This is a genomic window from Photobacterium kishitanii (assembly GCF_003026355.1).
GTDB classification, from domain to species: Bacteria; Pseudomonadota; Gammaproteobacteria; order Enterobacterales; family Vibrionaceae; genus Photobacterium; species Photobacterium kishitanii.
In genome coordinates this window covers 41,809-63,071 of the sequence record NZ_PYON01000003.1, presented here as the reverse complement: position 1 = coordinate 63,071, position 21,263 = coordinate 41,809, and the positions used below count along the sequence as shown (strand labels likewise).

The window sequence follows — 21,263 nt, the reverse complement described above, 5'->3', positions numbered from 1 at the left end:
GGGCTGCTTAGCTGCCCCAAATTCAATCTCAATTATGATTGATCACCACAATTTAAATAGCATCTTCATCTTCTTCGCCAGTACGAATACGTACTACACGCTCAATATCAAACATGAAGATTTTACCATCGCCAATTTTGCCCGTTTGTGCAGTTTCCACAATTGTTTCAATACATTGCTCTGCAACTTCATCTGTTACAACAATTTCGATTTTAACTTTAGGCAAAAAATCGACCATGTATTCTGCACCACGGTAAAGTTCAGTATGGCCTTTTTGACGACCAAATCCTTTTACTTCTGACACTGTCATGCCTGTGATACCCACTTCAGCTAACGCCTCACGAACATCATCAAGTTTAAATGGCTTAATAATGGCTTCAATTTTTTTCATTATCATCATCCTTTGCTGAGCAGAAGATCGGGACCGAGATCACCGACTTGATTAAATTAAGGTTATTATCACAGATTCAATGCCGTAATTTAATAACATTTAATAGTCTTGAATGTAATTAGTCTCCATGCGCCGCAAAAGTAGCAACACTGAATACAGTAATACCAAACCATTGATCACCATAATAGCAATATCATGATATTTAGCAGGAAAAACATTAGGAATAAAAGGAATCAAACTAAATTGCAGAAATAATGTTACAGCGGGTATATAGAAATAGAGCGGAATAAACCCCCATTTCTGACCCAGAAATAATCCAATACAGGCAAGTACACCTGAAATCAAGACCAATATCGTGACAATCACTGGCACCATACCAAGCAAATCAAATCTTAATGCATGAATTAACATCTCAACATGTTGAATTAGACCAATAATCACTACAACAGCAAGTAATTTAGTCGCACCAATTAGGCGATAACTGCTGGGAATATCCAATCCCATTATTATTGTTTCATCCTTGTAACGACACTGTGGTCATTTTTACTTATTGGTTACGTTAATTATCCCAATGTTTTTTCACGGTTAATGTGATCAATGTCAACTTCATCCTTAATTTTATAATTGCCATAGTTACCACATAAAAAAAGCTGCCAACAATGGCAGCTTTTATAATGCTAGATAACGTCAACGTTAGCTAAAGTTAACCCGTGCATTACGGAACATACGCATCCATGGGCTATTTTCATTCCAATCATCTGGATGCCAAGAGTTAGCGACAGTACGGAATACACGCTCTGGATGTGGCATCATGATAGTGACACGCCCATCTTGGGTCGTTAAACCAGTAATACCATTGGGTGAGCCGTTCGGGTTCGCTGGATAATTTTGAGTTACGTTACCATAGTTATCAAGGTAACGAAGCGCAATCGTGCCAGATTGCTCAATCGCAGTAAGGTGAGCAGCATTACGCACTTCAACTCGCCCTTCACCGTGAGAAACGGCAATTGGCATTCTAGAACCCGCCATTTCATTAAAGAACAAAGAATCACTCTTTTGTACTTCAACCAAACTAAAACGCGCTTCAAAACGCTCAGACTCATTACGCACAAAACGTGGCCATAAATCAGCGCCTGGGATTAACTCATGTAGGTTAGACATCATCTGACAACCATTACACACACCTAATGCCAACGTATCTGGACGATTAAAAAATGCAGCAAACTGGTCACGAGCAATATTGTTAAACAATACTGATTTTGCCCAACCTTCACCAGCACCTAATACATCACCATATGAGAAGCCACCACAAGCAACTAAACCATTAAAGCCATCTAACTGTACCTTACCGCTAAGAATATCACTCATATGAACATCTTTAGCTTCAAAGCCAGCACGATCAAACGCGGCTGCCATTTCAACGTGGGAGTTAACTCCTTGCTCACGTAAAATAGCCATTTGTGGCTTCGCACCAAAGTTAATCGCTGGAGCAATAAACGGTGCAGCAACATCATCGTTAATATCAAATGTTAGCTTGGTATTTAACCCCGGATCTTGGCTGTCTTGCTTCGCTTCAAACTCTTGCAATGCACCCGCTGGATTATCACGCATAGCTTGCATTTGGTAAGTGGTTTCAGCCCAGATTGCACGTAATTCAGTGCGGCTCTGCTCAAGCACTAAATCATTACCATTCCAAATACGTACGGTATCTTCATCAATCACAGTACCAATGATATGACTGCATGCTTCCAAACCATTAGCCGCTAATACCGCTTGAACTGCCTCAACATCATCACTACGCACCTGAATCACAGCACCGAGTTCTTCACTAAATAGCGCTGCCAGCACGTCATCACATTCATCAGTTGCAGTCGTATTAATATCCACTTCAATACCGGTGTGACCTGCAAATGCCATCTCAGCTAAAGTGACATACAAGCCACCATCACCACGATCATGGTAAGCCAATAGCTTTTGCTCTCGCACTAAGGTCTGCATCGCATAGAAGAAGCCTTTTAATAACTCAGGGCTATCAACGTCAGCAGGCTTATCACCTAATTGCTTATAAACTTGTGCTAGTGCTGTTGCACCAAGGCGATTTTGGCCACAACCTAGATCAATAAGCAATAAGCTTGATTGACCTTTATCGGTACGCAATTGTGGAGTAACGGTTTTACGGACATCTTCAACGCGACCAAAGGCGGTGATCACTAACGATAATGGTGATGTAACTTGTTTTTCTTCACCATCTTGCTGCCACTTGGTCTTCATCGACATTGAATCTTTACCCACTGGAATCGTTAACCCTAATGCAGGACATAACTCTTCACCAATGGCTTTTACTGCTTCATACAAACCAGCATCTTCACCCGGGTGACCTGCTGGTGACATCCAGTTAGCCGATAAATTTATCCGCTTCATATCACCGATATCAGTTGCTGCAATATTAGTAATTGCTTCACCGACAGCTAAACGAGCTGATGCACCAAAATTAAGTAAGGCAACAGGCGTACGCTCACCCATCGACATCGCTTCGCCGTGATAGCTATCATAACTTGCCGCAGTTACTGCACAGTTCGCAACAGGAACCTGCCAAGGACCGACCATTTGATCGCGGGCGACCAATCCTGTCACGCTACGATCACCAATAGTGATCAAGAACGTTTTTTCAGCGACAGCCGGTAAACGTAATACGCGTTGAGTAGCAGCCTCAATCGTAATATCACTGCGATCAAGTGGCTGTCCAACAACCGTTAATGTTTGTGCATCACGATGCATCTTCGGCGCTTTACCCAATAAAATATCCATTGGCATATCAATTGGAGTGTTATCGAAATGGCTGTCTTCAAGGGTTAAATGACGCTCAGCCGTTGCTTCACCCACTACCGCATAAGGAGCACGTTCACGCTGACAAATAGCATCAAATGTTGCCATGTTTTCAGGTGCGATCGCTAATACATAACGCTCTTGTGATTCATTACACCAAATCTCAAGTGGGCTCATGCCTGGTTCATCATTTGGCACATCACGTAACTGGAATTTACCACCACGCTCACCATCATTAACTAACTCAGGTAAGGCGTTAGAAATACCACCCGCGCCAACATCGTGAATAAAGGCAATCGGGTTGTCATCCCCCATTTGCCAACAACCATCAATCACTTCCTGACAACGACGCTCCATTTCTGGGTTTTCACGCTGTACTGAAGCAAAATCTAAATCTTCTGCTGATTGTCCTGATGCCATCGATGACGCAGCACCACCACCAAGACCAATGTTCATTGCCGGACCACCAAGTACAATTAACTTAGCGCCAACAGGAATTTCTTTTTTCTGCACATGATCGGCACGAATATTACCCATACCACCAGCAATCATGATTGGTTTATGATAACCACGTACTTCTTCACCAGCATGAGAAGTGACTTTTTCTTCATAAGTACGGAAATAACCAAGCAAATTTGGGCGGCCAAATTCATTATTAAATGCCGCACCACCCAATGGACCTTCAAGCATAATATCCAATGCGGTCACAATACGATCAGGCTTACCAAAATCAGTTTCCCATGGTTGTTCAAAGCCAGGAACACGTAAGTTAGACACAGTAAAGCCAACCAAGCCAGCTTTAGGTTTACCGCCAATACCGGTTGCACCTTCATCTCGAATTTCACCACCAGAACCTGTTGCCGCACCTGGCCACGGTGAAATTGCAGTGGGATGATTATGGGTTTCAACTTTCATCAAAATGTGAGTATCTTCTTGATGATAAGTATATTGACGTGATTGTGGATCGGGGAAAAAACGTCCAACATGAGAACCTTCCATTACTGCGGCGTTGTCTTTATAAGCTGACAATACGTGCTCATGGTTGTGCTCATAGGTATTTTTAATCATTTTAAATAATGATTTTGGCTGATCGACACCATCAATGGTCCAATCAGCATTAAAAATCTTGTGGCGACAATGCTCAGAATTCGCTTGAGCAAACATCATTAATTCAATGTCATTAGGATTACGACCTAACTTAGTGAAGTTTTCAACTAAGTAGTCGATTTCATCTTCCGCTAATGCAAGGCCTAAAGTTAAGTTTGCTTGCTCTAATGCTTGGCGCCCACCCACGAGAATATCAACGCTTTTAACCGCAGCAGGTTGAGCTTGGATAAATAACGCTGCCGCAGCCTCAACATTATCCAGTACCACTTCCATCATGCGGTCATGAAGTAATGCTTTCAACTCACTCAATTGTGACATTGTTAGCGCAGATGATGATTCAACATAATATGCTGTACCACGCTCAAGACGTTTAATGGAAGTTAAACCACAATTGCGAGCAATGTCGGTCGACTTTGAAGACCAAGGAGAAATAGTACCAGGGCGAGGAGTAACAAGTAGCAATAAGCCTTTAGGCTCGTGCTCTGCAATCGTTGGGCCGTATGTGAGTAGACTTGTTAGCTTAGCTTGTTCATCAACCGTTAACGTTGTCGCCACATCAGCAAAATGCGTAAACTCAGCATAAATACTAGTAATTGGCAGATCTAACTCATGACAACGCTCAAGTAGCTTATTAACGCGAAACTCAGACAAAGCGGGTGAACCACGCAAAATTTCCATGTGCAAAGGTCTCTCGATTAGCAGGTTAAAAAAAGTGATATTGACCTAAGTTCCACAGCCATAGAAACTTACCTCAATAGCACCTAGTACATTACTATCCACTGCTTCACTATTACGCGACTGTTCACGAGCACCTAGTATAATGGAATTTTTTTTGTGACGTAACACCTGACGCAACCGTTTGCGTGTTTTTTTTTCAATCCTTATAAAAACATCAAAAAAATACTCACCACCGTTATTTTTGGGTCATTTTTTAACCATTAAATCACTTAATATTCACTTATCTCTTCCAATCTCTAAATTATCCCCATCAACTTAGTCGTTCAACTTTGCGCAATTAACAGGGTTTGATATAAGTAGACGTTAATTTTTACTGTAGGTCTGCCTAGTTGATAAATATTCAATCCTTCACTCTACTACGCCGCTTTATGAGCATTCTGTTATTAGTCATGCTTACCAACGGCTGCCAATGGCAAGAAAACAAATCCACCAGCCTTGAAAAGATTAGGGAGAGTGGCGTATTACGGGTAGGGACCTTAAATAACCAACTGTCCTACTATATTGGCGCGGAAGGTCCAACAGGGTTGGATTATGAGCTAGCACAAGCCTTTGCAAAAAAGCTCGGGGTTAAACTTGAAATAACCGCAATGTTTACCTTATCAGAATTATTCCCAGCATTAGAACGTGGTGATATTGATATTATTGCCGCAGGACTCGCGGTAACTCCCGATCGCCTTCAAGGTTTTCATCCCGCTCCGGCTTATTATTATGCCAGTCAGATTGTGGTGTATAAAAAAGGCCAACGTCGTCCACGAAGCTTAGCTGAACTCGCGAAAAATAACGGTCGTCTGGCTGTCGTAAGTGAATCTAGCTATGAACAACAGCTCAATATTATTCGTAAAAGTCATCCAAGCTTAAAATGGCAATCGATTCCAGAATCAGACATTAACGATCTGTTAATTAAAGTTGTTAAAGGCGAGTTAGATTATACCGTTGCTGACTCTGTTGATGTGGCATTACTACAACGCATTCATCCAGATATCGCCGTCGCGCTTGAATTAACTCAAGATGAACCCGTAAGCTGGTTTGTTAAACAAAGTAGTAACGATAGTTTATATGCTCTAATGATCGAGTTTTTTGGACAGATGAAGCAAAACGGTACGATTGCTCAGCTGGAAGAAAAATATTTTGGCCATATTGATCAATTTGATTATGTTGATACACGGGCTTTTTTGCGGGCAGTTAATAATACTTTGCCACAATGGGAAGCCTTGTTTAAACAGTATGCCAATGGTTTTGATTGGCGGTTGTTAGCGGCACTATCTTATCAAGAATCACATTGGAATCCCCAAGCGGTGTCACCAACCGGCGTGCGTGGCATGATGATGCTAACCTTACCGACAGCAGAATCAGTGGGCGTAACCAATCGGTTAGACCCAGAACAGAGCATTCGCGGTGGCAGTGAATATCTACGAAAGATGATCGCTCGCGTGCCCGATAGTGTCGAAGAACATGAAAAAGTATGGTTTGCACTCGCCTCTTATAATGTCGGCTTTGGCCATTTAATGGACGCACGTCGACTCACTAAAGCTCAAGGGGGCAACCCTAACACTTGGGTCGATGTAAAACAGCGACTACCATTATTGGGACAACGTAAATATTACACTCAATCTCGCTACGGTTATGCTCGAGGTGATGAGGCCTTAAATTATGTCGAGGGGATCCGCCGTTATTACCAAAGCATTATTGGTTATGAGCGTACCCATAGCAGTAAATTTGAAAATGAAAATTTAAAAATTATTGATGGCCTGCAAACCATTAGCCTTCCGCAAACATCGCTAACACCAGCAACGGTAACGCTAAAAACAAATGCTACGCCGTAAACGATTATAAAATAGGTTTTTAAAGCAAGGCACTTCGATTTCATAACGTAAACTCTGCGGCTTAGGCCGCATTGCTTAGAATAATCATCTGCTTTTGCTAGGAGTGGGAGATTGATCAACCTTTGATCATTAACCGACAAAGATCACTATCAATAAGTGCATTGCTATGCATAATAAATTAACGACATTAGATAATGGCATGATTCACAGTGACAGCGATGTTTATCCGCTGGTTGATTGTTTCACTGTGATATCGACTCAATGGATGGATCCATGAAATTAACCAAATTAAAATCAAAAACTCAGCATATCGCGAAACGTATTACCTCAGCAGCAACGCGCCGTAAACGCCTAAGCAGTAATATCCGTAAAAAAATTCTCTGGCGTCAACGTAGCTGCATTCTAACGTCAACCACAGAACAGTCTTGCCCAACGCACTAAACAACAAGCTCGGAATAATTTATATAATAAATGACGTCCGAGCTTATTTTATTTAGTACGACCCAACCTCAAACATCATCTTGCTGTTGCCTTGCAGCTATCTTTGCGGCTTTTTTTTCAGCACGACGACGCTTAAAAAAAGCTTGTAGCTGCGCGCGGCATTCAGCAGCAAGTACATCACCTTGATACTGAACATGATGATTAACCCCCTCGTAACTAAGCAAATTCATGATACTACCGGCAGCGCCAGTTTTAGCATCATGCGCACCAAATACTACTTTACCAATTCGGCTATGCACCATCGCACCAGCACACATAGGGCAAGGCTCTAACGTCACATACAAGGTAGTATCAATCAGACGGTAATTTTGTAATGCTTGCCCTGCTTGGCGTAATGCCATCATTTCCGCATGTGCAGTAGCATCATGATGACCAATGGAGCGGTTCCAACCTTCGCCAATAATCACGCCATTATGAACGATCACTGCACCAACAGGCACCTCACCTTCAGCCTCAGCTAGAGTGGCTAATTCCATTGCTCGACGCATAAAAGCATCATCGGTTGCTGCTGTAGACACAGTTTCTAGTATTTTATTTGACATCTGTTATCGATACTTACAAATCGTAATGACTAACATGGGGCAATTGCTCAGCAAGATAATCAACTAACATTCTCACTTTAGGTGATAAATGGCGGTTATGTGGATAAAGCGCCCAAATACCTTCATCAGGTTCTTGATAATTAGTCAAAATAGGCACTATAGCGCCTGACTCTAAATCTTTATCAATATAGTAATCGGGTAATTGCGCTAAACCGATACCTTTAAGAACCGCATCTCGCAAGCCATAACCACTATTACAATTAAGGGTACCGCTAACACGAATGCTTTTTTCTTTACCTGATTCTTGGAACCGCCAATGATCATAATTACCAATCAAGCAATTATGTTGGCGCAATTCAGATAATGAATGTGGAATACCAAATTTCTGTAAATATTCAGGCGAAGCACACACGTACATAGTGCGGCTCGTCAGACGCTTAGCCATCATTGATGAACTGGTTAAACGCCCTAAACGAATCGCTAGATCAAAACTGCCTTCCACCAAATCGACTTGGCGGTTAGTCATATCAATTGTCACTTCTACTTCAGGGTACTGCAGCATAAAATCATTAACTAATGGCATAATATACTTTTCGCCATAAGTTACTGGTGCTGTTAATTTTATCAATCCCTGCGGTTTACCACGCAAATTGCTGATCGCTCGTTCAGCATCTTCAAGACCATCTAACACCTGACGACAATGTTGGTAATAGACATTGCCTTCTTCAGTTAATGAAACCTTACGCGTAGTACGATAGAACAATTTGGTGTTGAGTCTATTTTCTAACGCACTCACCTGACGACTCACTTGCGCAGTAGAAATACCGAGTCGCTTTGACGCTGCGGTAAAACTTTCTGTTTCTGCTACAGCAACAAACTCTGTAACACCTTCCCATAAAAACATCTTAGATACCTATTGATAACGAGATCGAACGTCATAATGACCATTACATTGATGATTATTACACATATGTAAAAGTAATTTGCACTTTTAGGTAATTATCATTATTCGAGAAACAAATACAATAGCAACCATCGAAACGGGGCAAGAAAATAATTACTTTTCCCTTTCCACCCAATTCTCATCTACTTTTGATGAAGTAGAAATAAATACATTTAGAGTGAAGATTATGACTGACAAATTTATCAAATCAAAAGCTGCTATTGCTTGGGGTCCAAAACAACCACTTTCTGTTGAAGAAATTGATGTCATGTTACCTCGTGCTGGCGAAGTATTAGTTCGCATCGTTGCAACTGGCGTATGTCACACAGATGCATTCACATTATCAGGTGACGATCCAGAAGGTATCTTCCCTGCGATCCTTGGTCACGAAGGTGGCGGTATCGTTGAAATGGTTGGTGAAGGCGTTACAAGTGTTGAGGTTGGCGATCATGTTATCCCACTTTACACTGCAGAGTGTGGCAAGTGTAAATACTGCCTATCAGGTAAAACGAACCTTTGTCAGGCAGTACGTGAAACTCAAGGTAAAGGCCTAATGCCAGACGGCACAACCCGTTTCTACAAAGACGGTCAGCCAATCTTCCATTACATGGGCTGCTCTACCTTCTCTGAGTACACTGTACTACCAGAAATTTCTTTAGCTAAAATTAGCAAAGAAGCACCGCTTGAAGAAGTATGTCTATTAGGTTGTGGTGTAACAACCGGTATGGGCGCAGTACTTAACACAGCTAAAGTTCAAGAAGGCGACACTATCGCAGTCTTTGGTCTTGGTGGTATCGGCCTTGCGGCAATCATTGGTGGTACTATGGCTAAAGCAAGCCGTATTATTGCAATTGATATCAACGAAAGTAAGTTTGACCTAGCACGTAAACTAGGCGCAACTGAATGTATCAATCCAATGAACTACGATAAGCCAATTCAAGAAGTGATTGTTGAATTAACTGATGGCGGCGTAGACTACTCTTTCGAGTGTATCGGTAACGTTAACGTTATGCGTTCAGCACTTGAGTGTTGTCACAAAGGTTGGGGCGAATCAGTTATCATCGGTGTTGCTGGCGCAGGCCAAGAGATCTCTACCCGTCCATTCCAACTTGTGACTGGTCGTGTATGGCGTGGTTCTGCATTCGGTGGCGTTAAAGGCCGTTCAGAGCTTCCTGGTATCGTTGACCGTTACATGGCAGGTGAATTCAAGCTTGATGACTTCATCTCATTCAACATGGGCCTAGACGACATCAACAAGTCATTCGACCTATTACACGAAGGTAAGAGTATCCGTACGGTTATTCACTTCGATAAGTAAGCTTGATATACATAAGCTTTCTATAATAACGCCATAAAAAATGCGCAGAGCACTTACACTCTGCGCAGATTTAACAAGAGATCAAATCCAATGCCATTAGAAAATATTAGCTGTAATAAAAGTGCTGGCGGCTGGCATAAGCAATATACTCACCGCTCAGAAGTCCTAAATTGTGATATGCGTTTTGCTATTTACTTGCCGCCACAATGTGCAGCAGGAAAAAAAGTACCGGTTATTTACTGGTTATCAGGCTTAACTTGTACTGATGAAAACTTTATGCAAAAAGCAGGTGCTCAACGTATGGCTGCCGAATTAGGTGTTGCTATTGTTGCTCCAGATACTAGCCCACGTGGTGACGGCGTTGCCGACGATCCACAAGGCGCTTATGACTTTGGCCTTGGTGCTGGTTTCTATGTTAATGCCACAGAAGCACCGTGGAACCGTCATTACCAAATGTATGATTACATTGTAAATGAATTACCAACATTGATTGAAGCCCACTTCCCAGTGACTGAGCAACGTGCAATTACTGGCCACTCTATGGGTGGACATGGTGCATTAATGATTGCCTTACGTAATCCAGAGCGTTACAGCTCTGCATCAGCATTTAGCCCAATTACTAATCCAATGAATAGTGCTTGGGGTCAAAAAGCCTTCACTGGTTATTTAGGTAGCAATACTAAGAATTGGAAGCAATACGATTCAAGTGAATTGATGCGTATCGCTGAAATCAAACTACCCATGCTAGTAGATCAAGGCACCCACGATAATTTCTACAACGATGGCCAACTTCGCACTGAAACACTTGTTGCAGCAGCAGAAGCAAATGACTATCCACTAGAAGTTCGTATGCAAGATGGCTATGACCACAGCTACTACTTTATGGCATCATTTATTGACGATCACCTTCGTTTCCACGTTGAAAACTTCAATAAATAATCACTGATTTTTATTAAACTCCTCTTTGCAGACAGGGATTAATAAAACACAAAAAAGCCTCGAACAGTCATACTGGTCGAGGCTTTTATTCGTTAACGATAACTATTTATTAATGCTAACTATCGTTATTAAAATCTAATCATTACATGCTGTAAGTGTAAGGCGCTTGAACACCTAGAGGAATACCTAGTGTCCAGAATACTAATAGGAACACAGTCCAACCAATTAGCATTGCAATTGAGTACGGCATCATCATTGACGCTAATGTACCAATACCTGAACTCTTAACATAACGCTGCATGTAAACTACCACTAATGGGAAGAACACCATCATTGGCGAAATAATGTTAGATACTGAGTCACCTACGCGGTAAGCCGCTTGAGTCAATTCAGGAGAGATACCTACAGCCATTAACATTGGTACCATGATAGGTCCAATCAATGCCCACTTAGCTGATGCAGAACCCACTAACAAGTTAACACTTGCCGTTAGTAAAATCATACCAACGATGGTCACTTGACCCGGTAGGTTCATTTCTTGTAATAACTGTGCACCAGAAAGTGCTAATAGCGTACCTAAGTTTGATTGCGTGAACGCTACCAAGAACTGTGCAATAAAGAACACCATTACCATAAAGCCAGCCATACCAGCCATTGTGGTCGACATTGCTTTAATCACATCACTGCTTTGCTTGAAAGTGCCTGCTACTTTACCGTAGATAATACCTGGAATAACAAACAGGATGAAAATCAATGGTACGATAGATTGCATTACAGGGGCATTGAAGGCCGCCACTTCACCCGTTGGTGAACGTAATGGCGATGTTTCAGGCCATACAGCAGCAACTAGTAGTGCAATACCCGCTAGCATAGTCCAACCAGCGTATGAGAACGCTTTACTTTCTAGTGGTGTAAAAGAACCCATATCAGGTGCTTCTTCAGCATCGGCATCAATTGCTGTTTTTTGTAAGCGAGGCTCAATCACTTTATCAGTGATGTACCAACCAATACCGACAATAACAAATGATGATAAACCAGTGAACATTAGGTTCGCTAACGGGTTAACAATATAAGTAGGATCCATAATACGTGCTGCTTCTTGCGTGAAGCCAGCTAATAACGGGTCGATACCAGAAGGAATAAAGTTAGCAGAGAAACCACCTGAAACACCCGCAAACGCAGCTGCAATACCTGCAAGAGGATGACGACCTGCAGCGTGGAAGATAATACCACCTAGTGGAATAACTAATACATAACCTGCATCGGCAGCAGTGTGCGATACAATCGCCACTAAAATCAGCATTGGTGTAAGTAGTTTAGCTGGCGTAACATTTAGCATCTTTTTAAGGCCAGTATTAATAAAGCCTGACGCTTCAGCAACACCAACACCTAACATCGCAACCAATACAATACCTAATGGCGCAAAACCAGTGAAGTTTTTCACCATGTTCGCCAAAAAGCTCGCGATTGCATCGCCAGTTAACAAGTTATTGACTTGAACTACGTCTTTAGTTACTGGATGCACAAGACCAAAATCAAACTGTGATAGCACCGCAGACAGAACCCAAACGGTTACTAAACCCCAAAAGAACAGTAAAGCAGGATCAGGAATTTTATTACCTGCGCGCTCAATACCATTTAAAAATTTGTCCATCGCACTTGTAGATGGAGGCGGTGCTTGCTTAAGTGTTTTTTCGTTCATGGTAGTCCATGTCCTTCTTATGCTGTTATGTTTGCAGTGCGGATCTACTTACATGTAGTCGATCTCATTGTGTTTTTTCGCTCGATTTCAATCTGAATATTCGCTGAACGATTGTAATGAAATTACCACAACAAACAGTGTTATAGACCTACTTATAGCACTTACCTACCACAACATATTGTAACCAATCATTAATACGACACTTACAAAAAACATAAATCGAACAAGCTATTAACAACATCCCATAGGCGAGAACTATATCGCTTTGCTTACTCCAAATAACAGCCATAAAAAAAGCACCCGTAGATGCTTTTTATTATTCAATTATTGCAAGTAAATTGGGAATTATTCCCACTCAATAGTTGCAGGAGGCTTACCTGAAATATCGTAAACCACACGTGAAATACCATTTACTTCATTGATAATACGGTTAGATACTTTACCTAAGAAATCGTATGGCAAATGTGCCCAATGAGCTGTCATAAAGTCGATAGTTTCTACCGCACGTAGCGACACAACCCAATCATATTTACGACCATCACCCATCACACCCACTGAACGTACAGGTAAGAATACAGTAAAGGCTTGTGATACTTTGTTGTAAAGATCAGCATTATGCAATTCTTCAATGAAAATAGCATCAGCACGACGTAGCAAATCACAGTACTCTTTCTTCACTTCACCTAAAACACGTACACCTAAACCAGGCCCAGGGAATGGGTGGCGGAAAAGCATGTTGTAAGGTAAACCAAGTTCTAAACCAATCTTACGTACTTCATCTTTAAATAACTCACGTAATGGCTCAACTAAGCCCATTTCCATATCATCAGGCAAACCGCCAACGTTATGGTGTGATTTAATCACATGTGCTTTACCTGTTTTAGATGCTGCCGATTCAATCACATCAGGGTAAATCGTACCCTGCGCTAGCCATTTAGCATTGGTTAATTTCTTTGATTCTTCATCAAAGATATCAACAAACACATGACCAATGATCTTGCGTTTCGCTTCAGGCTCATCAACACCAGCCAATGCATTTAAGAAACGATCTTCTGCTTTAACGTGGACGATATTTAAACCAAATTTATCACCGAACATGTCCATTACTTGCTGACCTTCGTTAAGACGAAGCAAGCCATTATCAACAAATACACATGTTAGTTTATCGCCAATCGCACGGTGGATAAGCATTGCAACTACTGATGAATCAACACCACCAGATAGGCCAAGGATAACTTCATCGTCACCCACTTGCTCTTTGATACGTGCAATCGCATCTTCAATAATATTGGCTGATGTCCATAGCTTTTCACAACCACACACATTCATCACGAAGTTTTCAATTAACTTCATACCTTGGCGAGTATGGGTTACTTCTGGGTGGAATTGCACCCCGTAGAAATGCTTCTCTTCATTTGCCATTGCTGCAAATGGGCAGGTATCTGTTTCAGCAACTTTAATAAAATCAGCTGGGATTTCTACTACTTTATCACCATGGCTCATCCACACATCAAGTAATGGTGTACCATCAGCAGCAACTGCATCTTGAATATCTTTTAAGAAAGCAGTTTGCTCAACAATCTTAACTTGCGCATAACCAAATTCACGCTCATCAGAACCTGCAACTTTACCACCTAGTTGTTCTGCCATGGTCTGCATGCCGTAACATACACCAAACACAGGAACACCCGCTTCAAATACATACTGTGGTGCGCGAGGAGAACCCGCTTCAGTTACACTTTCAGGACCACCAGAAAGAATAATACCGTTTGGATTGAAATCACGGATATCAGCTTCATCAACATCCCAGCTCCAAAGCTCACAGTAAACGCCGATTTCACGGATACGACGAGCAATTAACTGAGTGTATTGTGAGCCAAAATCCAAAATAAGAATTCGTTGATCATGAATATTTGCGGTAGTGGTCATTATAGAGCTATCTCAAAAATTGAATGTATTGGGGGCTATATCTAGCCCCGATTTTATCTAACTTCGCAACTTAGGCAATCGTTTTCGTCGAAAGACTACTGACTGCCTAACAATTAACCCATACGGTAGTTAGGTGCTTCTTTTGTGATCGTTACATCATGCACATGAGATTCTTTCATGCCGGCACCAGAAATACGTACAAATTCCGCTTTAGTACGTAAATCTTCAATCGTTGCAGAGCCAGTTAGACCCATACTTGAGCGTAAACCACCCATTTGCTGATGCACGATTTCTTTCATCAAACCTTTGTAAGCAACACGACCTTCAATACCTTCAGGCACTAACTTGTCTGCAGCGTTATCTGATTGGAAGTAACGGTCAGAAGAACCTTTTGACATTGCACCTAATGAGCCCATGCCACGGTATGATTTATATGAACGACCTTGGTATAATTCAACTTCACCAGGTGCTTCTTCAGTACCCGCGAACATTGAGCCAACCATCACGCATGATGCACCTGCAGCAATCGCTTTACATAAATCGCCAGAGTAACGAATACCACCATCAGCAATGACAGGAATACCGTATTGATCAGCAACTGATGCTGCTTCTGAAATAGCAGTGATTTGTGGAACACCCACACCTGTAACAATACGAGTAGTACAAATTGAACCAGGGCCGATACCGACTTTAACAGCGCTTACGCCTGCTTCAATCAGTGCACGTGCACCTTCTGCTGTTGCAACGTTACCACCAACAATTGGAAGATTAGGGAAAGAAGCACGAGTTTCACGAATACGTTGTAAAACACCTTCAGAATGACCATGAGATGAATCAATAAGTAATACGTCAACGCCTGCTTCAACTAATGCAGCAACACGCTCTTCATTACCACCGCCAGCACCGACAGCAGCGCCAACACGTAAACTGCCGCGCTCATCTTTACAAGCATTAGGCTTACGCTCAGCTTTTTGGAAATCTTTCGCAGTAATCATGCCTTTTAGACGGAAGTTATCATCGACTAACAATACTTTTTCAACACGGTACTGTTGCATGATAGCTTCAACTTCTTCACGAGATGCGCCTTCTTTAGCAGAAGCCAGTTTCTCTTTAGAAGTCATCACTTCTTCAACTTTAATTGAAAGGTCGGTAACAAAACGTACATCACGACCAGTAATAATACCGATCAATTCGTTGTTATCTGTAACCACAGGGTAACCTGCAAAACCATTTTCTTCGGTTAAACGTTTAACATCTGCAATAGTGTTATCAGGTTTAACAGTAACAGGTTCTGCAACAACGCCAGCTTCGAACTTTTTAACCATGCGAACTTCAGCCGCTTGTTGTTCGATAGACATATTCTTGTGGATAAAACCAATGCCGCCCTCTTGAGCAAGTGCAATGGCTAGGCGACCTTCAGTCACGGTGTCCATAGATGCTGATAGCATAGGAATGTTAAGAGCAATCTCTTTCGTGAGGCGGGTGCGCAGATCGGCAGTGTTAGGTAGGACTGTAGAATGAGCAGGAACTAATAATACATCATCAAACGTCAACGCTTCTTTTTTAATTCGTAACATGCAATATCTCACACCAATTTAAAGGTTTACAAAGAAGATTAAAATATTGCGAACGGATTATACGTATGAAGCAATCGTTTGGCTATCATTATTTTTATTTTTTTTATTGACAAAAAACATTTGCTGAGTAGTATATTTCGGTTAACTATCCGGTGATGCGGTCGACGAAATACGGCCAAGATCTGTCCATTGATCTGCCTAGGCGTTTTTCGTTCTATTTGATAGTTTTCTGACCGCCTGCCGCCACCCATTCGTTAGCAGGTACTTCACTTCGTGACTCTATTCGCTTCTCAAAGCCAATCCAACGATCGTATCTACACTGTTTCCAGTCTCAATGCCCAAGTCCGTCTGATCCTTGAAAATGAAATGGGGATTGTTTGGCTTGTTGGTGAATTGTCGAATTTTTCAATGCCAGTCTCTGGCCACTGGTACTTCACCCTTAAAGACTCTCGAGCCCAAGTAAAATGCGCGATGTTCAAAGGTACTAATCGCCATGTAAGCTTTAAACCGGGCAATGGTAATCAAGTATTAGTCAAAGCACGTTTATCTATTTACGAACCTCGTGGCGACTATCAACTGATCATTGAAAGCATGCAGCCTGAAGGCGATGGACGCCTACAACAGCAGTTTGAACAGCTAAAAATGACCCTTGCCGCAGAAGGCTTGTTTGCACAATCATTGAAGAAACCATTACCGCAACAGCCGCAGCGTGTCGGTATTATTACCTCAAAAACCGGTGCTGCCCTACACGATATTTTGCAGGTATTAAAACGTCGCGATCCAAGTTTAGCCGTGGTTATTTATCCCACCATGGTTCAAGGTGATGGTGCTGCGATATCTATTGCTCAAGCGATTGGACGTGCTAATGCGCGCCAAGAATGTGATATTTTAATCGTTGGCCGTGGTGGTGGCTCATTAGAAGATTTATGGGCATTTAACGAAGAGATCGTTGCTCGTACTATTGCCGCTAGCCAAATCCCAATAGTGAGTGCGGTCGGCCATGAAGTTGATGTTACTATTGCCGATTTCGTTGCCGATATGCGTGCCCCTACACCATCAGCCGCAGCAGAATTAATCAGCCGAGATAACAGTAGTCAAACGGATAAGATCAAGCATAAACAACAGCAATTACAGCATGCTATTCAGTTTTATTTATCGAAGCAAAAGCAGCATATTAGTCAATTAAATCATCGTTTAGATCGCCAACATCCGCAACTACGCTTAAATCAACAACAACAACATTTAGATGATATAAGCCGTAAGTTACAGCAGATAATGCTAAAAAAGATTCAAATACAACAACAACGTATTACTCAAAATCAATATAAGCTATCACTTTATTCGCCACAGCAGCGCCTTCAACACGATAAAACAGCGCTGAATAATGCTCAACGACGTTTATTAGATGCAATGAATCGTCACTTACTTAATGCTAACCATAAATTAGCCTTGGCGGCTGAGAAATTAGATACAGTAAGTCCACTGGCAACCCTTAGTCGTGGTTATTCAATTACCCGTGATGATAAAGGCAATGTCATTCGCCATTGCGATCAGGTTAAAGCGGGAGATCAACTGATTACAACCGTTACTGACGGTAAAATTTATACCACAGTCACTAACCACTAATTATTAATAACCACTCATCTCTTATGCCGCAATAGTGACAGTTATTGCGGCATATATCATCGTTACAGCCTTAATCAGCAACGATATTAAATACAGTTTTAACACGAGACTTTGATTTTAATTCATTGCAGTGATTACAAAAATAACTTGCTGAACCACAGGCTTGCAGCTTCTCTAATTGCTCAGAACAATCAGGACAAAATGCCGTTTTAGTCACTTTTTGTTGGCAATAATCACAAAAATATCCCTGATCTTTCCAACTCAATTCACTCTCACATTGCGGACAAATATTTTCACTCACGCTATTTAACTCCTAAATGAATTTACTCTAGCATGCAAAATTATTGAGTTAGATGCCACTAAAATTAAAACAACTCAATAAATAGTCGCTGCTGACTAGGCGCTAGTTTTAATTAATTCACGACGATACTACACGCATGATCCTCTCGATGATCATTACCCTTATGGGTGATCATCGTGTTTATTAACTACGATCAGCGATCAGGTAGTAAAAGAATATTTATCAATACGCATCCCGAAAGCATAAGTTACATGTTCTGTATATGGATTTTAAACAGGATAAAAAACTACACTTTCCGTATAAAAACACAATTAACAGTATTTAATAAATCACTATAAATACGATCTAGAGCCATAAAATTTCAGATACTTCGATAAATATCTATCATTCAGAGCAAAAAAAATCGTCCGCAGACGATTTTAAATAATAACTAACAATCCCTTAAGCGGGTACGGCAGTTGTTATCATTATTAGCTCTTGATCAGAGATAACCTCAAATTTAACCGTTAACATTTTATATTCAGCTAATGAATTGGCATGGGTTCCACCGCAAGGAATTTCAACTATACCTTCAATACCTAAATCACACTGCCAATAGCGCGAGTCCGTCAAACTATCGCCCTCACGACGCATGACTATCGAGGTTGATAACTGGATCCATTGCGCTAATTGCTGATTAATCTTTAAGGTTATTTGCGTTAGAGCGGCAACCATTTCAGCACTGTTTAAACCTCGTTTACGTAATGTCTTACCTAAACGGTAGTGATCAGTACTGCAGTTTTCAGTAACGATACTCTTTTCTTGAGCGTAGCTATGAAAATCATAATGGTTTAACTCATCACGTCGACTGGGATCTTTACGCCAAAAATCACTATGAAGCACTTTATTTAATGCCAATGATGATAAATGACCACCGCTGTGACCGAGACTTAAACCTTGCTGGTAAGCTTTATCAACCACCAATGTTACCTCTGCACCTGAACTAATAGTCAGCGCTGATGCTATATAATGTACAACGACAAATGCCCAGCCTTCGGTATCTCGTTTAACAGGGATATCGTTCCCGATATATAATTGTTGGGTCGCTATTTCTATCGCACCAACAACACAATCGCTCACAGCATAAGATACTGCTTGATAGATTAATTCACCACGATCTGCTGGGTGATCTGGCCAAATATGGCTCACAGGATGAAAAGGGGTTTGTTCTACCACCACCCAGGTACCGCTTTTTTCAGCAGCAACAGCACATACAATAGTGGTGTTTATTTGCCACTTATTTTGAGTAAAAAGTACTGTGGTTGGTGTAATAATCGTAGGCATAGCAATCGTTGCAGTAACAGCAGACATGGTATTTTCCTTATAAAAAAGCCCAACACTATGGCTGGGCTTTCACATCTAAAAACAACACACAATCGTTAGAATTACTTTTTACGATCGTGTAAAGCACTGGTTAAGCGCTTACGTTGACGCTCTTGAGAAACAGTCAACTTTTGCTTTGTCGTTTCAAATGGGTTTTCGCTATTCTGGAATTGAATTCGAATAGGTGTACCCATCATTTCTAATGACTTACGGTAGTAGTTCATCAGGTAACGTTTGTAAGAACCAGGAAGGTCATTAACTTGGTTACCGTGAATAACAATAATCGGTGGGTTATAACCACCAGCATGAGCATATTTAAGTTTCACACGACGGCCACGGATCATTGGTGGCTGGTGATCATCTTGTGCCATTTGCATAATACGCGTTAGTAATGATGTACTAATACGCTTAGTCGCTGACTTATAAGCTTCAATAACTGATTCATATAAGTGACCAACACCGGTGCCGTGTAATGCAGAAATAAAGTGAATACGCGCAAAGTCAACAAAACCAAGACGGCGATCTAGTTCAGATTTAACACGCTCTTTAACGTCGTTATCTAAACCATCCCACTTATTAATTGCAATTACTAATGAGCGGCCAGAGTTCAGTACAAAACCAAGTAGGCTTAAGTCCTGATCTGAAATGTTTTCACGTGCATCAATGACTAACAACACGACGTTAGCATCTTCGATAGCTTTCAATGTTTGAATAACAGAAAACTTCTCAACCGCCATGCTCATATTCTTACGACGACGAACACCAGCAGTATCAATCAATACGTATTCTTGACCATCACGCTCCATTGGAATATAGATAGAGTCACGTGTTGTTCCCGGCATATCGTAAACAACAACACGTTCTTCACCGAGAATACGGTTAGTTAGCGTTGATTTGCCCACATTAGGACGACCAATAATAGCCATCTTAATTGGTTGCTCTTGTAGACGTTTATACGCAGCTTCAGCATCTTCTTCAGAAAGGTTTGCTTTCTCGATATCTGCAACTGAGGTTAAATCTTCAAGAGTAAATTCACCGTCTTCGCCATTTTCAGCGGCTAACTCTGCATTCAATTTATCAGAGAATGGTGCTAACGCGCGTTCCATTAGTGCTGTCACGCCACGGTTTTGGGTTGCTGCAATTTGGAACATCGCATCAACACCTAAACGCCAAAATTCAGCACACGCAGTATCAGGATCAATACCATCAACTTTGTTAACCACTAAAAATGTTGGCTTTTCACGGCTACGCAGGTGTTTTGCAATTGCTTCATCAGCCGATGTTAATCCCGCACGACCATCAACCAAAAACAGTACTACGTCTGCTTCTTCGATAGCCGCCAATGACTGTTCAGCCATTTTAGTTTCAACACCTTCCTCTGTGCCATCAATACCACCGGTATCAATAACAATAAATTCGTGCTCTTCTAACTCAGCTCTACCGTATTTACGATCCCTAGTTAAACCAGGAAAGTCTGCAACTAGTGCATCCCTCGTGCGAGTAAGACGATTAAACAACGTCGATTTACCCACGTTTGGGCGCCCGACAAGGGCAACAACAGGAATCATAATTACCTCTTACTTTTCATAGTCATAATTGACATTTTACCGTTCATTCTTGCCTCAAATAAGCATATTT

At 41.5% G+C, this 21,263-nt stretch carries 16 protein-coding genes; 5 read left to right on the top strand and 11 right to left on the bottom strand.

Annotation, left to right across the window (positions count from 1 at the left end; genetic code table 11):
* Positions 1-52: 52 nt before the first annotated feature.
* The 3 genes from glnB to purL form a co-directional block, all read right to left on the bottom strand.
* A complete protein-coding gene (gene glnB / locus C0W29_RS04190; protein ID WP_036795812.1) occupies positions 53-391 on the bottom strand; it encodes a nitrogen regulatory protein P-II in 339 nt (112 codons plus the stop codon).
* A 99-nt stretch (positions 392-490) separates the two neighbouring features.
* On the bottom strand, positions 491-895 hold the full coding sequence (locus tag C0W29_RS04185; RefSeq protein WP_036795813.1) for a hypothetical protein: 405 nt from the start codon (positions 893-895) through the stop codon (positions 491-493).
* 189 nt (positions 896-1,084) lie between these two features.
* Positions 1,085-5,002, bottom strand: coding sequence for a phosphoribosylformylglycinamidine synthase (purL, locus tag C0W29_RS04180; RefSeq protein ID WP_045042695.1), 3,918 nt, complete (start codon positions 5,000-5,002; stop codon positions 1,085-1,087).
* Positions 5,003-5,394: 392 nt separating this feature from the next.
* Between purL and mltF the strand changes: the two genes are divergently transcribed.
* Both mltF and C0W29_RS21730 read left to right on the top strand, forming a co-directional pair.
* A complete protein-coding gene (gene mltF, locus C0W29_RS04175) occupies positions 5,395-6,885 on the top strand; it encodes a membrane-bound lytic murein transglycosylase MltF (RefSeq protein ID WP_373455554.1) in 1,491 nt (496 codons plus the stop codon).
* Positions 6,886-7,158: 273 nt separating this feature from the next.
* The gene (locus tag C0W29_RS21730; protein ID WP_173425431.1) at positions 7,159-7,326 is read left to right on the top strand and encodes a hypothetical protein; all 168 of its coding nucleotides are present in this window, start codon (positions 7,159-7,161) and stop codon (positions 7,324-7,326) included.
* Between the two features lie 68 nt (positions 7,327-7,394).
* Here the strand turns inward: C0W29_RS21730 and tadA are convergent, their stop codons facing one another.
* Positions 7,395-7,928 (bottom strand): tRNA adenosine(34) deaminase TadA, encoded by a 534-nt coding sequence (gene tadA / locus C0W29_RS04170; protein ID WP_045045566.1) that lies wholly within the window; start codon positions 7,926-7,928, stop codon positions 7,395-7,397.
* A 13-nt stretch (positions 7,929-7,941) separates the two neighbouring features.
* On the bottom strand, positions 7,942-8,832 hold the full coding sequence (locus C0W29_RS04165; RefSeq protein ID WP_036795816.1) for a LysR substrate-binding domain-containing protein: 891 nt from the start codon (positions 8,830-8,832) through the stop codon (positions 7,942-7,944).
* 226 nt (positions 8,833-9,058) lie between these two features.
* Between C0W29_RS04165 and C0W29_RS04160 the strand changes: the two genes are divergently transcribed.
* Positions 9,059-10,189, top strand: a complete 1,131-nt coding sequence (locus C0W29_RS04160) for an S-(hydroxymethyl)glutathione dehydrogenase/class III alcohol dehydrogenase (RefSeq protein WP_036794131.1) — start codon at positions 9,059-9,061, stop codon at positions 10,187-10,189.
* Between the two features lie 90 nt (positions 10,190-10,279).
* The gene (gene fghA / locus C0W29_RS04155; RefSeq protein ID WP_036795819.1) at positions 10,280-11,128 is read left to right on the top strand and encodes an S-formylglutathione hydrolase; all 849 of its coding nucleotides are present in this window, start codon (positions 10,280-10,282) and stop codon (positions 11,126-11,128) included.
* Positions 11,129-11,270: 142 nt separating this feature from the next.
* Here fghA and C0W29_RS04150 read toward each other — a convergent pair whose 3' ends face one another.
* The 3 genes from C0W29_RS04150 to guaB all read right to left on the bottom strand — a co-directional run bounded on the left by C0W29_RS04150 (position 11,271) and on the right by guaB (position 16,336).
* Positions 11,271-12,830, bottom strand: a complete 1,560-nt coding sequence (locus tag C0W29_RS04150; RefSeq protein ID WP_045043413.1) for an AbgT family transporter — start codon at positions 12,828-12,830, stop codon at positions 11,271-11,273.
* A 345-nt stretch (positions 12,831-13,175) separates the two neighbouring features.
* Positions 13,176-14,759 (bottom strand): glutamine-hydrolyzing GMP synthase, encoded by a 1,584-nt coding sequence (gene guaA, locus C0W29_RS04145; protein ID WP_045043412.1) that lies wholly within the window; start codon positions 14,757-14,759, stop codon positions 13,176-13,178.
* A gap of 113 nt (positions 14,760-14,872) precedes the next feature.
* Entirely contained in the window at positions 14,873-16,336 is a 1,464-nt protein-coding gene (gene guaB, locus C0W29_RS04140; protein ID WP_036795823.1) for an IMP dehydrogenase, read from the bottom strand.
* Between the two features lie 273 nt (positions 16,337-16,609).
* On the opposite strand from guaB, the gene xseA reads away from it, so the two are divergent.
* Positions 16,610-17,962 (top strand): exodeoxyribonuclease VII large subunit, encoded by a 1,353-nt coding sequence (gene xseA / locus C0W29_RS04135; RefSeq protein WP_045043411.1) that lies wholly within the window; start codon positions 16,610-16,612, stop codon positions 17,960-17,962.
* Positions 17,963-18,032: 70 nt separating this feature from the next.
* Here the strand turns inward: xseA and C0W29_RS04130 are convergent, their stop codons facing one another.
* From C0W29_RS04130 to der, 3 genes are all read right to left on the bottom strand, one after another.
* Positions 18,033-18,263, bottom strand: a complete 231-nt coding sequence (locus tag C0W29_RS04130) for a zinc ribbon domain-containing protein (RefSeq protein WP_045043410.1) — start codon at positions 18,261-18,263, stop codon at positions 18,033-18,035.
* Between the two features lie 441 nt (positions 18,264-18,704).
* Positions 18,705-19,613 (bottom strand): alanyl-tRNA editing protein, encoded by a 909-nt coding sequence (locus C0W29_RS04125; RefSeq protein ID WP_235868996.1) that lies wholly within the window; start codon positions 19,611-19,613, stop codon positions 18,705-18,707.
* Between the two features lie 74 nt (positions 19,614-19,687).
* Positions 19,688-21,193, bottom strand: a complete 1,506-nt coding sequence (gene der / locus C0W29_RS04120) for a ribosome biogenesis GTPase Der (protein ID WP_036795827.1) — start codon at positions 21,191-21,193, stop codon at positions 19,688-19,690.
* Positions 21,194-21,263 lie beyond the last annotated feature (70 nt).

What these genes read in the sequence shown, in the direction of transcription:
- glnB (WP_036795812.1), bottom strand. Translation starts at nt 391, where the DNA reads ATGAAAAAAATTGAAGCCATTATTAAGCCATTTAAACTTGATGATGTT.
- C0W29_RS04185 (WP_036795813.1), bottom strand. Translation starts at nt 895, where the DNA reads ATGGGATTGGATATTCCCAGCAGTTATCGCCTAATTGGTGCGACTAAA.
- purL (WP_045042695.1), bottom strand. Translation starts at nt 5,002, where the DNA reads ATGGAAATTTTGCGTGGTTCACCCGCTTTGTCTGAGTTTCGCGTTAAT.
- C0W29_RS21730 (WP_173425431.1), top strand. Translation starts at nt 7,159, where the DNA reads ATGAAATTAACCAAATTAAAATCAAAAACTCAGCATATCGCGAAACGT.
- tadA (WP_045045566.1), bottom strand. Translation starts at nt 7,928, where the DNA reads ATGTCAAATAAAATACTAGAAACTGTGTCTACAGCAGCAACCGATGAT.
- C0W29_RS04165 (WP_036795816.1), bottom strand. Translation starts at nt 8,832, where the DNA reads ATGTTTTTATGGGAAGGTGTTACAGAGTTTGTTGCTGTAGCAGAAACA.
- C0W29_RS04160 (WP_036794131.1), top strand. Translation starts at nt 9,059, where the DNA reads ATGACTGACAAATTTATCAAATCAAAAGCTGCTATTGCTTGGGGTCCA.
- fghA (WP_036795819.1), top strand. Translation starts at nt 10,280, where the DNA reads ATGCCATTAGAAAATATTAGCTGTAATAAAAGTGCTGGCGGCTGGCAT.
- C0W29_RS04150 (WP_045043413.1), bottom strand. Translation starts at nt 12,830, where the DNA reads ATGAACGAAAAAACACTTAAGCAAGCACCGCCTCCATCTACAAGTGCG.
- guaA (WP_045043412.1), bottom strand. Translation starts at nt 14,759, where the DNA reads ATGACCACTACCGCAAATATTCATGATCAACGAATTCTTATTTTGGAT.
- guaB (WP_036795823.1), bottom strand. Translation starts at nt 16,336, where the DNA reads ATGTTACGAATTAAAAAAGAAGCGTTGACGTTTGATGATGTATTATTA.
- C0W29_RS04125 (WP_235868996.1), bottom strand. Translation starts at nt 19,613, where the DNA reads ATGTCTGCTGTTACTGCAACGATTGCTATGCCTACGATTATTACACCA.
- der (WP_036795827.1), bottom strand. Translation starts at nt 21,193, where the DNA reads ATGATTCCTGTTGTTGCCCTTGTCGGGCGCCCAAACGTGGGTAAATCG.